Raw genomic sequence first — 14747 nt, 5'->3', positions numbered from 1 at the left:
TCCAAGCCGAAGGCGAAAGAGACCAGATTACGGTGTGTGAAGACGAAACGAACCGAAAGTTCGAGAGACTCGACAGCAACACACAAACTATCGCATACCCATTCGCTGGAACGTGACCGCAAGGCACGCGCTGGCTACCGAATTTCTTGACGACCATAGAGCATTGGAACCACCTGATCCCATCCCGAACTCAGAAGTGAAACGATGCATCGCCGATGGTAGTGTGGGGTTTCCCCATGTGAGAGTAGGTCATCGTCAAGATTAAATTCCGAAACCCCTATCTGCTGATGCAGGTAGGGGTTTTGTTTTGCCCGCAAGAAAGTTCTTACGACAAGCGCGGACTGCTCCCGGCTGTCACAACCCCCCGACAGTGCTAAGGTTCTGCCCCTAGCTTTTGCATTTTCAAGGATGCCTTTCATGCCGGACGCAACGTCCCTCAGCCCAGCTTTCATGGTGGTTCACGGGAATCGCCTTGATGAATTGCGCAGCCTCGTGATCAGCTTGATGCGGCGCTATCCGCTGGCCCCCCTTGAAAATGAAATCGCCCTGGTACAGAGCAACGGCATTGCCCAATGGCTCAAGCTCGCACTGGCTGAAGACCCGGAAGACGATGATTCCGGCGGCTGCGGTATTGCGGCTGCCATTGATGTGCAACTGCCGGGCAGTTTCATGTGGCAGCTTTATCGAACAGTCCTTGGACGCGACGAAATTCCGGCCAAGTCCCTATTGGACAAGGCTCCGCTGACCTGGCGCCTGATGCGCCTGCTGCCGCAGTTGATCGAGCAGCCTCATTTCGAACCTCTGCGACGATTCCTTACCCACGACACCGACTTGCGCAAGCGCTATCAACTGTCCGAGCGTCTTGCCGATCTGTTCGACCAGTACCAGGTCTACCGGGCCGACTGGCTTGAGGATTGGGCGGAAGGTCGACACCAGACCAGAAATGTCCGAGGCGAAATCAAGTCGCTCGCGCCGGCGAATTGCTGGCAAGCGGAACTGTGGCGAGCCTTGTTGCTGGATGTGGGGGAACAAGGCATGGCGCAAAGCCGTGCTGGCGTTCATCAGCGCTACATCGAACGTATCAATAGCCTGGAAGCCGCTCCGAAAGGCCTGCCCGCACGGGTCATCGTGTTTGGTATTTCTTCGTTGCCTGCCCAGGTCCTGGAGGCGCTCGCCGGCCTTTCCCGGTTCAGCCAGGTTCTGCTCTGCGTGCATAACCCATGTCGCCATCATTGGGCGGACATCGTCGCCGACAAGGACTTGCTGCGTCATCAATACAAGCGCCAGGCACGCAAGGCTGGCATGCCCGTCGTCCTCGATCCGCAAACCCTGCATCAACATGCCCATCCGTTGTTGGCCGCCTGGGGCAAGCAAGGGCGCGACTATATCAACCTGCTCGACAGCTACGATGACCCCAACAGCTATCGCTCGGTGTTTCGTGATGGGCGAATTGACCTGTTCACTGATGGAACTCCTACAACCCTTCTCAGCCAGTTGCAGGATGACATCCTGGAGCTGCGCCCCCTGAATGAAACCCGGAAACACTGGCCTATCGTCGATACGGAGCGAGACGGCTCGATCCGTTTTCATGTGGCCCACGGCGCCCAGCGTGAAGTCGAAATTCTTCACGACCAATTGCTGGCCTACTTCAGTGCGGATCCGACCCTGCGCCCACGGGACATCATCGTCATGGTCCCGGACATTGACAGTTATGCACCACACATTCGCGCAGTGTTCGGCCAGCTCGACAGGGGCGACCCGCGGTTCATTCCCTTCACGCTGACCGACCAGGGCCAGCGTGGACGTGATCCATTGCTGATCGCCGTCGAGCATTTGCTCAAGCTGCCGGACAGTCGCTTTCCGGTCAGCGAAATCCTCGATCTGCTGGATGTCCCGGCGTTGCGCGAACGGTTTGGCATTGATGAGGCCGACCTGCCGACACTGCACCGCTGGATCGAAGGCGCCGGGATTCGCTGGGGGATGAGCGCCGAACACCGTGCCGGGTTGGGCCTGCCTGCCGAGCTTGAGCAGAACAGCTGGCATTTCGGCTTGCGTCGCATGTTGCTGGGGTATGCCGTCGGCAGTTCGAATGCGTATGAGGGCATTGAGCCCTATGACGAGATCGGTGGCCTGGACGCGGCGTTGATCGGTCCCTTGGTTGCATTGCTGGATGCCCTGGAAGTCGCCCATCAGGAACTTACCCGGCCGGCATCGCCGCAGCAATGGGGTTCACGCCTGCAAGATCTGATGCAGCTGTTTTTCCAGGCAAGCAACGAGCATGACGACTATTTGCTGGCCCAACTCGAAGACTTGCGTGAAACCTGGCTGGAAACCTGTGAGTCGGTGGGGCTGCACGATGAATTGCCGCTGACGGTGGTACGAGAGGCGTGGTTGGCCGGACTGGATCAGGGGCGACTGTCCCAGCGTTTCCTGGCCGGCGCAGTCAACTTCTGTACCTTGATGCCGATGCGCGCGATTCCCTTCAAGCTGGTGTGCCTGCTGGGGATGAATGATGGTGATTACCCGAGAGCCCAGCCGCCTTTGGACTTCGACCTGATGGGGGGCGATTATCGTCCGGGCGATCGTTCCCGCCGTGAGGACGACCGTTACCTGCTGTTGGAAGCGCTGCTTTCTGCCCGGGAAAAGCTGTATATCAGTTGGGTGGGTCGCAGTATTCGCGACAACAGCGAGCGCCCGGCATCGGTGTTGATCGGCCAACTGCGCGATCATCTCGCCAGTGGCTGGCGGTTGGCAGATGACAGCAAGCCTCTTCTCGATGCCCTGACCCAGGAGCATCCGTTGCAACCGTTCAGTGCACGTTATTTCCATGAAGGTGACGAGCTGTTCAGTTACGCCAGCGAATGGCGGATGCTCCATGGCGTTTGCGATCACACCGACAAGAACCAGGTGCTGGAACCCTATGTCCAGGAGGAGCCCTTGGGCCTTGGGCAGTTGCAGGACTTCCTGCGCAATCCTGTCCGCCATTTCTTCAGTCAGCGGTTGAAAGTGTTCTTCGAGGCCATCGAAGCGCCTTTGGCCGATGACGAACCTTTCGTGCTTGATGCGCTGCAACGCTACAGCTTGAGTGACAGCTTGCTCGAGGCCGCCCTGGTACGCCTGGACCAGCCGGATCTTGCCCTCACCGCTCACGCCAAAAGACTGCAGAACAGCGGCCTGTTACCCATGGCCGGTTTCGGTGAATGCATGCAGCGTGAATTGATCGAACCCCTGCCGGATCTGCTCCAGCGATACCAACAGCTTCTGGCGTTATGGCCGACACCGTCGGTCAGCGCTGTGCCAGTCAGCCTGCAATTGCTGGGAGTGAATGTCGAAGGGTGGCTCAGTGGTTTGCATCAGCGTTCCGACGGTGCGGTCCTCGCCATCACGGCCATACCCAACAGCATCGGTTCCACCAAGACCCGTAAGTGGCATCGCCTGATACGGCCTTGGGTCAACCATCTCGTGGCCTGCGCTAATGGCCTGTCGTTGACGACGGCATTGGTAGCCAGTGATGACAGCTTGCTGCTGGCGCCTTTTGAGGAGCCTGTCGCACAAAGGCTACTGGGCGACATGCTGCAGGCCTGGCAGACCGGTATGCGCCAGCCGCTACCGATCGCGGTGAAGACGGCTTTCGCCTGGCTCGGCCAGACTGATCCGGTCAAGGCCGAAGCGGCGGCTCGCAAAGCCTATGAGGGCGATGGGCAGACGTTTGAAGGCGAGCGGCGGGAAAGTCCGGCATTGGCTCGACAGTTTCCTGATTTCGATGCCTTGATGGCTGACGAAACATTCCCCGATTGGTGCGATGCGCTTTATCGGCCGTTGCTCGAAGCCCCATGGCGTTCATTGGTCGGCGAGGAAGCCCGTTCATGAGTCGACAGACCCCATTGGCCCTGGCTTTTCCGCTACGTGGCAGCCAACTGATCGAGGCCAGCGCCGGCACCGGCAAGACCTTCACCATCTCGGCGCTGTACCTGCGTCTGGTGCTGGGGCATGGCGGTCCGGCGTCCGGCTTTGGCCGCGAGTTGCTTCCACCGCAAATCCTGGTGGTGACCTTCACGGACGCTGCCACCAAAGAGTTGCGTGAACGAATTCGCACCCGTCTGGCCGAAGCGGCGCGTTTCTTCCGTGACGAAATTCCCGCCCCGGATTCGCTGATCGCCGCGTTGCGCGATGAGTTCAACGCTGAGCAATGGCCTGGCTGCGCGAACCGGCTGGACATTGCTGCGCAGTGGATGGACGAAGCGGCCGTCTCGACCATCCACAGTTGGTGCCAGCGCATGTTGCGTGAGCATGCCTTCGACAGCGGCAGCCTGTTCACCCAGACCCTGGAAACCGACCACAGCGAATTGCTGGGCGAGGTTCTGCGCGATTATTGGCGGTTGTTCTGCTATTCGATGCAAGGCGAGGCGCTGAACTGGGTGCGTACCCATTGGGGAGGGCCTGCTGCGCTGTTGCCGCGGGTGCGAGGTTTGTTTTCCAGCGAGCATGGCAACGGCGACGGGCTTGAGCCTGCTGAACTCATCGCCGCGGCCTTGCAGGAGCGCAGTGCCGCCTTGCTCGATCTCAAGGCGCCGTGGCGGCAATGGGCGGTGGAACTGTTGGAGATCTGCCAGCAAGGCGTTGCCAGCAAGTCTGTTGACGGGCGCAAGATGCAGGCGCGTTACTTCGAGCCATGGTTTCAGAAAATTACTGCCTGGGTCGATGACGAAAGCCTTGAGCTGTTGGACATCGGCACCGGATTCACGCGGTTGACGCCCGAGGGCATGGCCGAAGCCTGGAAAGGTGAAGTGCCCAACCATCCCGGGCTGGACGCCATGGCCAGTCTCAAGGCCAGCCTGGATGCGTTGCCCACGCCAGATGCCGCCGTGTTGCAGCATGCCGCGCAATGGGTCGGGACGCGCTTCGAGGCAGAGAAACGTCGCCGCGCCGAGATGGGCTTCGATGACATGCTGCTGCGTCTCGATGCGGCCCTGCAGGCCGACGGCGGCGAGCGTCTGGCGAGCCTGATCCGCGAACAGTTTCCGGTGGCGCTGATCGATGAGTTCCAGGACACCGACCCGGTTCAATACCGCATCTTCGAAAGCATCTACCGTATCGAAGACAACGACCCTGGGACCGGACTTTTCCTGATCGGCGATCCGAAGCAGGCGATCTACGCTTTTCGCGGTGCCGACATCTATACCTACCTGCGCGCTCGCGAAGCCACTGCTGGCAGGCTGCACACGCTGGGCACGAATTTCCGTTCCAGCCATGCCATGGTGGGTGCGGTAAATCATATTTTCCAGAATGCCGAGTCCCGCCCGAAGGGCCGTGGCGCCTTTCTGTTCCGCGAACCTTCGGGCGAGAACCCGGTGCCGTTCCTGTCCGTTGAGTCCCAGGGGCGCAAGGAGTCCTTGCAGGTCGTTGGGCAGGCGGTCGCGGCGCTGAACATCTGGCACCTGTCGTCGGACCAGCCACTTTCCGGTGCGGTGTATCGACAATCCATGGCGGCCGCCTGCGCCAGTGAGATCACGGCGTTGCTCAACGGCGGCCAGTCGGGACGCGACGGCTTCACGGTCGATGGAAAAGCGCTGCGAGGCGTGCGCCCGGCAGATATCGCCATCCTGGTGCGCGATGGTAAAGAAGCGCAGGCGGTGCGAGACGCGTTGTCCGCGCGGGGCGTGCGCAGTGTGTATCTGTCCGACAAGGATTCGGTCTTTGCCTCGCAGGAAGCGCGGGATTTGCTGATCTGGCTCAGGGCCTGTGCCGAGCCGGATGCCGAGCGACCGCTACGGGCGGCCCTGGCCAGCATCACGTTGAACCTGTCGCTGACGGAGCTGGAGCGTCTCAATCAGGATGAGCTGGCCTGGGAGGCCCGGGTCATGCAGTTCCGCGGTTATCGTACGGTCTGGCGCAGCCAGGGCGTTCTGCCGATGTTGCGGCGCCTGCTGCATGATTTCGAACTGCCCCAGGCCTTGATGGCGCGCAGCGATGGCGAGCGGGTGCTGACCAACTTGTTGCACCTTTGCGAACTGTTGCAACAGGCCGCCGGTGAATTGGATGGTGAACAAGCCTTGATCCGGCATTTGTCCGAGCACCTGGCCTTGTACGGGCAAGTGGGGGAAGAGCAGATCCTGCGACTGGAAAGCGATGAGCAACTGGTCAAGGTGGTCACGATCCACAAGTCCAAGGGCCTCGAATATCCGTTGGTCTTCTTGCCCTTCATCTGCTCGACGAAACCGGTGGATGGCAGTCGATTGCCGTTGCACTACCACGATGAGGCCAACAAGGCGCAGATCAGCCTCAAGCCCACTGCCGAATTGATCGCCAAGGCCGATGACGAGCGTCTGGCCGAGGACCTGCGGCTTCTCTACGTGGCACTGACCCGTGCACAACATGCCTGCTGGCTAGGTGTCGCGGATCTCAAGCGGGGCAGCAACAATCGCTCGATCCTCCATGTGTCCGCGCTGGGGTATCTATTGGGCGGTGGTGCACCGCTGGCCGAGTCGGTGGAATTGAGGCGTTGGCTGGAAGACCTGCAACAAGGCAGTGACGCGGTGAGCTACCAGCCAATGCCCGAGGCCACCGACGAGCACTACCGGCCCCCGCGCAACGAAGCCGTGTTGCTTGAACCCTTGGTGCCCTTGCGAAAAGCCAGCGAGAACTGGTGGATCGCGTCCTACAGTGCCTTGCGCATCAGCGAAAGCCTGAGCGAAGGCAGCGATACCGCGCCAGAGAGTCCCCAGGCCCAGAAACTGTTCGATGATGAACGATTGGACCCGGACGCTCCCAGAGAGACCCTTGCTGTCGGTGGCGACATCCACCGCTTTCCCCGTGGCCCCAACCCCGGCACTTTCCTCCATGGCCTGCTGGAGTGGGCCGCTGGGGAGGGTTTTTCATCGGCACCAGCGGATATCGAGGATGCCATTGCCCGACGCTGCAATCGCCGAGGCTGGAAAGGCTGGATCAGCACGTTGAGCGATTGGCTACGGCACCTGATCAAGATGCCCATGCACGTCGGAAACGACCAGGCGCCAGTGGTGCTCGAACACTTGAGCCGATTCCAGGTGGAGATGGAGTTCTGGTTCGCCAGCCACAAGGTCGATGTGCAAAAGCTCGACCAGCTGGTTTGCCGGTTCACCCATGGCGGTGTGGCCCGCGTCGCGGCGGAGCCGGTGCTGCTCAACGGCATGTTCAAGGGCTTCATCGATTTGACGTTCGAGCACGACGGTCGGTACTACGTGGCCGATTACAAATCCAACTGGCTGGGTGTCGATGACATGGCCTACACCGTACCGGCCATGGAACAGTCGATCCTGGACCATCGCTACGACCTGCAATACGTGCTGTACCTGTTGGCCCTGCATCGCCAGCTCAAGGCACGGCTCCCCGATTACGACTACGACCGGCACGTCGGCGGCGCGTTGTACCTGTTTCTTCGCGGAACCCGCTCAGCCAGTCAGGGTGTGTATTTCACCAAGCCGCCACGGGCATTGATCGAACAACTGGATCGCCTGTTCCAGGGGGCGGGCGAACCCAAGGCTGAACCGGCGTGGGTACAGGGAGAGTTGCTATGAGTCGTTCTTTTGCCGACCTGCTGCCCCAGTCCTCCGACGACGAAAGCCTGGTGGAGTTGGCGCCCTTGAGCCGTGCGCAGGACCTGCTGTTGTTACTGACGCGCTGGGTCGAGCGCGGCTGGTTGCGCGCCCTGGACAAGGCATTCGTGGCGTTCCTCCATGAGCTGGCGCCCGACGATGATCCTTTGGTCCTGCTCGCTGCTGCGTTGACCAGCCATCAACTGGGGCACGGGCATGTTTGCCTGGATGTGTTCGAGACCCTCAAGGAACCGGATTTTGCGCTGTCGCTGCCTCCCGAGGGTGACCTGCAGACGGGCGCGATGCTGTTGCCATCGCAAATATTGGCGACGCTGGATGGCGTCCATTGGTGCAAGGCCCTGGCGTCCAGTCGTCTGGTGGCCCTGGCCGTGGATGGGAGCGAAGAGGCGCAGCAACGTCCGTTGGTGCTCTCTGGCAAGCGTCTTTATCTGCGCCGCTACTGGGGTTACGAACGGCGGATCGATGAAGCGTTGCGTCAACGGCTTATCGAGCATGAAGCGGCGCCCGGCGACCTGCGCGAGCGTTTGGACGGGTTGTTCGGGCCGGCCAACCCCAGCGGCCCGATCGATTGGCAGAAACTGGCCTGCGCGCTGGCGACCCGCGGGGCCTTCAGCATCGTGACCGGCGGCCCGGGCACCGGCAAGACCACGACCGTTGTACGCCTGCTGGCCCTGCTCCAGGCACCGGCCGTCGAGGCCGGGAAGCCGCTGCGGATTCGTCTGGCCGCGCCCACTGGCAAGGCGGCGGCGCGCCTGACGGAGTCCATCAGCCAGCAGGTCCGGACCCTGGATGTGGACGAGGCTGTGCGCGAACGGATTCCCTGCGACGTCACGACAGTCCATCGTTTGTTGGGCAGCCGCCCCGGCACCCGGCATTTTCGCCACCATGCAGGCAATCGCTTGCCACTGGATGTGCTGGTGGTCGATGAAGCGTCGATGATTGACCTGGAGATGATGGCCAATCTGCTGGATGCACTGCCGGTCCATGCACGGTTGGTGTTGTTGGGGGACAAGGACCAGTTGGCCTCTGTAGAAGCCGGTGCGGTGCTGGGGGATTTGTGTCGAGACGCCGAGGAGGGGTGGTACAGCCCCCGGACCCGAGCCTGGCTTGAATCGGTCAGTGGTGAAAGCCTGGCGGCCAGTGACCTGCAACAGGACCTCGACGGCACTCATCCGCTGGCACAGCAAGTGGTCATGCTTCGGCATTCCCGGCGCTTCGGCGAAGGCAGCGGGATCGGTCAACTGGCTCGCTGGGTCAACCAGCAGCAGCCTGAAAAAGCCCGTCAGTTGCTGGAGCAAGGGCAGCATGCCGATCTGTCTTCCCTGAAATTGGCGAGTGAACACGATACAAAATTGGAAAAGCTGTTACTCGACGGCAAGCCAGATGGCCCCCAGGGTTATCGACATTACCTGAGCCTGCTAAGGCAGCGACGCCCGAGCATTTCTCGCCCGCTGGAAGACCGTTGCTGGGCCGATTGGGCCCGGGAAGTCCTGGCGGCCTTCGACGAATTCCAATTGCTTTGCGCGGTGCGCAAAGGTCCGTGGGGTGTCGAAGGACTGAACTTGCGAATCACCGCCGCCTTGCTCAAGGCCCGCCTTATCGATAGCGATCACCAGTGGTACGAAGGGCGCCCGGTGCTGATGACCCGCAACGACTATGGGCTGGGGCTGATGAACGGCGATATCGGTATCGCCCTCAAGCTGCCCGAGCGTGATGGCCCCGATGCCGGCAAACAGGTTCTGCGGGTTGCTTTCCCGCGCAACGACGGCCGGGGCGGTGTGCGTTTCGTCCTGCCCAGCCGCCTGAATGATGTGGAAACCGTGTATGCCATGACGGTGCATAAATCCCAGGGCTCGGAATTCACCCATACCGCGTTGATCCTCCCGGATGCGCTGAACCCGGTATTGACCAAGGAGTTGGTGTACACCGCCATTACCCGGGGCAAGCAATGGTTCAGCCTGATTGAGCCACGAGCGGGGGTGTTCGAGGAGGCGGTGCGGCGCAAGGTCAAGCGTTTGAGCGGGCTCATGTTGGAGTTGGAGGGTGATGACTGAATGATCAGATTTCGTGATTCGATGCCGGAGTCACGATTTTGACTGTTTTCTGTCGGATATGTCCGTAGGGCGCCGGCTCGCTGGCTTTTTGGCACTGTGCTATCGTTCCGACACTTATCGTATGGCTAAGAGATTTTCCATGAAAGTGGCGGTTCGGGAGGCGGTGCGCAGCAAGGACTGGAGGCATTATCTGCTTGCCGGTCTTCTGTGGTTGCTGTCGCCTATGGTACTTGCCGAAGTCCCGCCCTCCACGAGCCGGGCTGAACAGCGGGCCGAATCGGTCACTCAAGTCGTCTTGGGCATTCTCAGCTACGCACGCTGGCCAGTGGAGCCTGCGCAGTTGCAACTGTGCATCGTCGGCCCGACTCAATACACCGACGATCTGGTCAAAGGCACCACCCAGGCCACCGGTCGACCGGTGACCGTACAGCGATTGCTGGCCGATCACCCCAACATCGCTACGGATTGCAACGCCGTCTACATCGGCAGGCTGACCAGCGACGAGCGCACCCGCCTGTTTGATTCCCTGATCGGCAAGCCCGTGTTGAGCATCAGCGAAGGTGGCGACCAGTGCACCGTGGGGAGCCTGTTCTGTCTGCGGGTCGGTGATGAGCAGGTATCGTTCGAGGTCAACCTCGACTCGGTCGCGCGCAGTGGCGTGCGTATCCATCCGAGCGTTCTGCAGCTTTCCCGTCGCAGGCCGGCAGTACCATGAGCCTGACCAAATCGCGGATCCGTCCCACCCTGGGCTCGGTCATCGGGCGCGGCCACCTGATTGTCGCGTTGGTGGCGATCACCATGGCCAGCGTTTCCCTGACGTTGCTGGGTGTGCTTGCGTTGCGGGTCTACGCCGATCACAACCTGCATTTGATCGCCCGTTCGATCAACTACACCGTAGAAGCCGCCGTGGTGTTCGATGACTCGGCTGCGGCCACCGAAGCACTGGCCTTGATCGCTTCCACCGAGGAAGTCGCCGATGCTCAGGTGTTCAATAAACATGGCCGCCTGTTGGCGCGCTGGCAGCGACCGGAAACCGGCCTGTTGTCGGGGCTGGAAGTGCACATTGCCAAGGCGTTTTTGGAAAAGCCCATCAGTCTGCCGATCGTTCACCAAGGGCGGAACATCGGCAGCATTCTATTGGCAGGGCATGGCGGCAGCTTGTTGCGCTTTTTGCTCAGCGGTCTGGCGGGGATCATTTTGTGCACGGCGGTGAGTGCCTGGGTGGCGCTTTATCTGGCGCGACGTCAGTTGCGGGCGATCACCGGACCATTGCGCAGCCTGGCCGAAGTGGCCCACGCGGCACGCAGCGAGCGGGCCCTGGATCGGCGCGTGCCGCCGGCCGCCATCGCCGAACTGGATAATCTGGCCAATGACTTCAATGCACTGCTCGACGAACTGGAGTCCTGGCAGACTCACCTGCAAAGCGAAAACGAAACTCTGGCACACCAGGCCAGCCACGACAGCTTGACCGGCTTGCCGAACCGGGCGTTTTTCGAGGGCCGACTGATCCGCGCCTTGCGCAACGCCAGCAAGCTCAACGAGCAAGTGGCCGTGTTGTACCTGGACAGCGATCGATTCAAGGGCATCAACGACAATTTCGGCCACGCTGCCGGTGACGCGGTGCTGACGGCCGTGGCGACCCGGGTCCGGGCACAGTTGCGTGAAGACGACTTGGTCGCGCGCCTGGGAGGCGATGAATTCGCCGTGCTGCTGGCACCCCTGCACAAGGCCGAGGACGCCGAACGGATCGCTGAAAAAATCATCGCCAGCATGGAAATGCCGATTCAGTTGCCCGGCAATGCTTCCGTGCTGACGTCCCTCAGTATCGGCATTGCCGTTTACCCCGATGATGGTGCCACACCGGGCACCCTACTCCACGCCGCCGATGCGGCGATGTACCAAGCCAAACGCCTTGCCCGAGGCGGTCAACATACGGCGGGGTCGGATCACTCCGTCGCTGATCTTCAAACCAGGAGCTGACTCGTGCGTTCATATCCTCAATTTTCCCTGCGCTGGTTCGCGGCGCTTTTCTTGCTCGTCATGGCGCTGAGCGGTTGCCAGACGGCTCCGCCGAAAGGTCTGACCCCGGCGCAAATTGCCGTACTCAAGCACCAAGGCTTCGAATTGACCGAAGATGGCTGGGCCTTTGGTTTGTCGGGTAAGGTGTTGTTCGGCAGCGATGTGGAAAACCTCAACCCGGCCAGTACCGAAATCGTCGAGCGCATCGGCAAGGCGTTGCTGGAGGCGGGCATCGAGCGGGTACGTGTCGATGGTCATACCGACGCATCGGGTTCCCAGGCCTACAACGAACAACTGTCGATGCGCCGGGCCGCCAGCGTGGGCAAGGTGCTGACAAGCGTTGGCATGCGCGAAGAGAACGTCCAACTGCGCGGCCTGGGCAGCAGCAAACCGGTCGCCTCCAACGACACCGCCAGCGGCCGCACCGAAAACCGCCGTGTCGCCATCGTGGTCATCGCCGACTAGTCGGCGAACACCATCTCCCGGCTGTCGCCCATCAGCAGTGGCTGATTCTGTTCAGTCACCTCGCGAATGTAATCCCACAACAACGTAATCCTCTTCAGCTTCCTCAAGTCCTCCCGGCAGTACATCCAGAATTGCCGGGTGACGGTGATGTCCTCCGGCAGCACCGGCAACAGCCGTGGGTCCTGGGCGGCGAGGAAGCAGGGCAGGATTGCCAGTGAGCGGCCTTGCTGCGCTGCCACGAATTGCGCAATCACGCTGGTGCTGCGCAGGTGGGCGTTGGCGCCGGGCAGGACGTTGGCCAGGTAGAGCAATTCGGAGCTGAACGCCAGGTCATCCACGTAGCTGATGAACGAGTGCTTGCCCAGGTCTGCCGGGCGCTGGATGGGTGGGTGGTTGTCCAGGTAGGACTGGGTGGCGTAGAGCTGCAGTCGGTAGTCGCACAATTTGCAGCATACGTACGGGCCGTGTTCGGGGCGTTCGAGGGCGATGACGATGTCGGCTTCGCGCTTGGAGAGACTGATGAAGTGTGGCAGCGGGAGGATGTCTACCGAAATGGCCGGGTAGGCGTCGACGAAGTGGCTCAGTTGCGGGGTGATGAAGAAGCTGCCGAAGCCTTCGGTGCAGCCCATGCGTACGTGGCCGGACAGTGCGACGCCAGAGCCTGAGACCTGTTCGCAGGCCATGTGCAGGGTGCTTTCGATCGATTCGGCGTAACCCAGCAGGCGCTGGCCTTCGGCCGTCAGGACAAAACCGTTGGTCCGGGATTTCTCGAACAGCAGCGTGCCCAACGAGGCTTCCAGCGAGCTGATGCGTCGCGACACCGTGGTGTAGTCGACGGCCAGGCGCTTGGCGGCCGTGCTGGCCTTGCGGGTGCGGGCCACTTCGAGGAAGAACTTGAGGTCGTCCCAATTCAGCGACCCCAGGGAGGTGATGTTTTTTTGCATGATTGACCGGTTTTTATGTGCGTTCTTATTAGAAGTTTGCACATCTATACTCCAAAAACAGTCTCATCACCATGTGTGCTCATGCACCTTGGTCTTTGCTGAAGCAGCGCTCTCTATAAGAACAATCCCGGAGGCCAGCATGAACGTTTCCCTTACGCTCAGCGACACCACCCTGCAAACCGTCAGACTGCTGATCGATGGCGAGTGGGTCGAATCCCAATCCAGCGAATGGCACGACATCGTCAACCCAGCCACCCAGCAAGTGTTGGCAAAGGTTCCGTTCGCCACGGCCTCGGAAGTCGATGCTGCCATCGCCGCTGCCCAGCGTGCTTTCCAGACCTGGAAACTGACCCCCATCGGCGCGCGGATGCGCATCATGCTTAAGCTCCAGGCGTTGATCCGCGAGCATTCAAAGCGCATCGCCGCGGTGCTCAGCGCCGAACAGGGCAAGACCATCGCTGACGCCGAGGGTGATATTTTCCGCGGCCTGGAAGTGGTCGAGCACGCCTGTTCCATCGGCACCCTGCAGATGGGCGAGTTCGCCGAGAACGTCGCCGGAGGCGTGGACACCTACACGCTGCGCCAGCCGATCGGGGTGTGTGCGGGCATTACACCGTTCAACTTCCCGGCGATGATTCCGCTGTGGATGTTCCCGATGGCCATCGCCTGCGGCAACACCTTTGTGCTCAAGCCATCGGAACAGGATCCGCTGTCGACCATGCTGTTGGTGGAACTGGCCATCGAGGCCGGCGTCCCGGCGGGTGTGCTCAACGTGGTGCACGGCGGCAAGGACGTGGTGGATGCGCTTTGCACCCACAAGGACATCAAGGCGGTTTCCTTCGTCGGCTCGACGGCGGTCGGCACCCACGTGTATGACCTGGCGGGTCGCCACGGCAAGCGTGTGCAGTCGATGATGGGCGCCAAGAACCACGCGGTGGTATTGCCCGATGCCAATCGTGAGCAGGCCCTCAACGCCTTGGTCGGCGCCGGTTTCGGCGCGGCGGGCCAGCGTTGCATGGCCACTTCCGTGGTGGTGCTGGTGGGCGCGGCCAAGCAGTGGTTGCCAGAGCTCAAGGCCCTGGCACAGAAACTCAAGGTCAATGCCGGCAGCGAGCCGGGCACTGACGTCGGCCCGGTGATTTCCAAGCGCGCCAAGGCACGGATCCTCGAATTGATCGAGAGTGGCGTGCAGCAAGGGGCGAAGCTGGAGCTCGATGGGCGTGGGATCAGCGTGCCGGGTTTCGAGCAGGGCAATTTTGTCGGCCCGACCCTGTTTTCCGGCGTGACCACCGAGATGCGCATCTACACCGAGGAAATCTTCGGCCCGGTGCTGGTGGTGCTGGAAGTCGACACCCTGGATCAGGCGATTGCCCTGGTCAACGCCAACCCATTCGGCAATGGCACCGGCCTGTTCACCCAGAGCGGCGCGGCGGCACGCAAATTCCAGAGCGAAATCGACGTCGGCCAGGTGGGCATCAACATTCCGATCCCGGTGCCGGTGCCGTTCTTCAGCTTCACCGGTTCCCGTGGTTCGAAACTCGGCGACCTCGGCCCGTACGGCAAACAAGTGGTGCAGTTCTACACTCAGACCAAGACCGTGACCGCGCGCTGGTTCGATGATGACAGCGTCAATGACGGTGTGAACACCACCATCAATTTGCGTTAAGGAG

Annotated in this window: 8 protein-coding genes and 1 rRNA gene; 8 read left to right on the top strand and 1 reads right to left on the bottom strand. The window is 61.2% G+C overall.

What is annotated here, in order from left to right:
• Positions 1-145: 145 nt before the first annotated feature.
• The 7 genes from rrf to BM300_RS12380 all read left to right on the top strand — a co-directional run bounded on the left by rrf (position 146) and on the right by BM300_RS12380 (position 12133).
• A 5S ribosomal RNA gene (gene rrf / locus BM300_RS12410) occupies positions 146-261 on the top strand.
• Between the two features lie 156 nt (positions 262-417).
• Positions 418-3870, top strand: coding sequence for an exodeoxyribonuclease V subunit gamma (gene recC, locus BM300_RS12405; protein WP_092463014.1), 3453 nt, complete (start codon positions 418-420; stop codon positions 3868-3870).
• Positions 3867-7556, top strand: a complete 3690-nt coding sequence (recB, locus tag BM300_RS12400) for an exodeoxyribonuclease V subunit beta (RefSeq protein WP_092463013.1) — start codon at positions 3867-3869, stop codon at positions 7554-7556. Before recC ends, recB begins: the two co-directional genes overlap by 4 nt.
• On the top strand, positions 7553-9649 hold the full coding sequence (gene recD, locus BM300_RS12395) for an exodeoxyribonuclease V subunit alpha (protein WP_092463011.1): 2097 nt from the start codon (positions 7553-7555) through the stop codon (positions 9647-9649). Before recB ends, recD begins: the two co-directional genes overlap by 4 nt.
• A 139-nt stretch (positions 9650-9788) precedes the next feature.
• Complete coding sequence (locus BM300_RS12390; protein WP_092347001.1) at positions 9789-10364, top strand: regulatory sequestration protein YfiR; 576 nt, start codon at positions 9789-9791, stop codon at positions 10362-10364.
• Positions 10361-11629: a diguanylate cyclase DgcN/YfiN gene (locus BM300_RS12385; protein WP_092146249.1), complete on the top strand. Its 1269-nt coding sequence runs from the start codon at positions 10361-10363 to the stop codon at positions 11627-11629. The genes BM300_RS12390 and BM300_RS12385 overlap by 4 nt, the downstream gene beginning before the upstream one ends.
• 60 nt (positions 11630-11689) lie before the next feature.
• On the top strand, positions 11690-12133 hold the full coding sequence (locus tag BM300_RS12380; RefSeq protein ID WP_219737879.1) for an outer membrane lipoprotein YfiB: 444 nt from the start codon (positions 11690-11692) through the stop codon (positions 12131-12133).
• Here the strand turns inward: BM300_RS12380 and BM300_RS12375 are convergent.
• A complete protein-coding gene (locus BM300_RS12375; protein WP_046063064.1) occupies positions 12130-13077 on the bottom strand; it encodes a LysR family transcriptional regulator in 948 nt (315 codons plus the stop codon). The genes BM300_RS12380 and BM300_RS12375 overlap by 4 nt on opposite strands.
• 139 nt (positions 13078-13216) lie before the next feature.
• Between BM300_RS12375 and BM300_RS12370 the strand changes: the two genes are divergently transcribed.
• The gene (locus tag BM300_RS12370) at positions 13217-14743 is read left to right on the top strand and encodes a CoA-acylating methylmalonate-semialdehyde dehydrogenase (RefSeq protein WP_092463009.1); all 1527 of its coding nucleotides are present in this window, start codon (positions 13217-13219) and stop codon (positions 14741-14743) included.
• Positions 14744-14747 lie beyond the last annotated feature (4 nt).

It is taken from the genome of Pseudomonas sp. NFACC46-3, assembly GCF_900114515.1.
GTDB classification, from domain to species: domain Bacteria; phylum Pseudomonadota; class Gammaproteobacteria; order Pseudomonadales; family Pseudomonadaceae; genus Aquipseudomonas; species Aquipseudomonas fluorescens_Q.
The sequence above is the reverse complement of the archived record's forward strand: the minus strand, read 5'-3'. Positions and strand labels throughout refer to the sequence as shown.

Coding starts and splice junctions, on each gene's coding strand:
- BM300_RS12380 (WP_219737879.1), top strand. CDS start 11,690: ATGGCGCTGAGCGGTTGCCAGACGGCTCCGCCGAAAGGTCTGACCCCG.
- recC (WP_092463014.1), top strand. CDS start 418: ATGCCGGACGCAACGTCCCTCAGCCCAGCTTTCATGGTGGTTCACGGG.
- BM300_RS12385 (WP_092146249.1), top strand. CDS start 10,361: ATGAGCCTGACCAAATCGCGGATCCGTCCCACCCTGGGCTCGGTCATC.
- recB (WP_092463013.1), top strand. CDS start 3,867: ATGAGTCGACAGACCCCATTGGCCCTGGCTTTTCCGCTACGTGGCAGC.
- recD (WP_092463011.1), top strand. CDS start 7,553: ATGAGTCGTTCTTTTGCCGACCTGCTGCCCCAGTCCTCCGACGACGAA.
- BM300_RS12370 (WP_092463009.1), top strand. CDS start 13,217: ATGAACGTTTCCCTTACGCTCAGCGACACCACCCTGCAAACCGTCAGA.
- BM300_RS12375 (WP_046063064.1), bottom strand. CDS start 13,077: ATGCAAAAAAACATCACCTCCCTGGGGTCGCTGAATTGGGACGACCTC.
- BM300_RS12390 (WP_092347001.1), top strand. CDS start 9,789: ATGAAAGTGGCGGTTCGGGAGGCGGTGCGCAGCAAGGACTGGAGGCAT.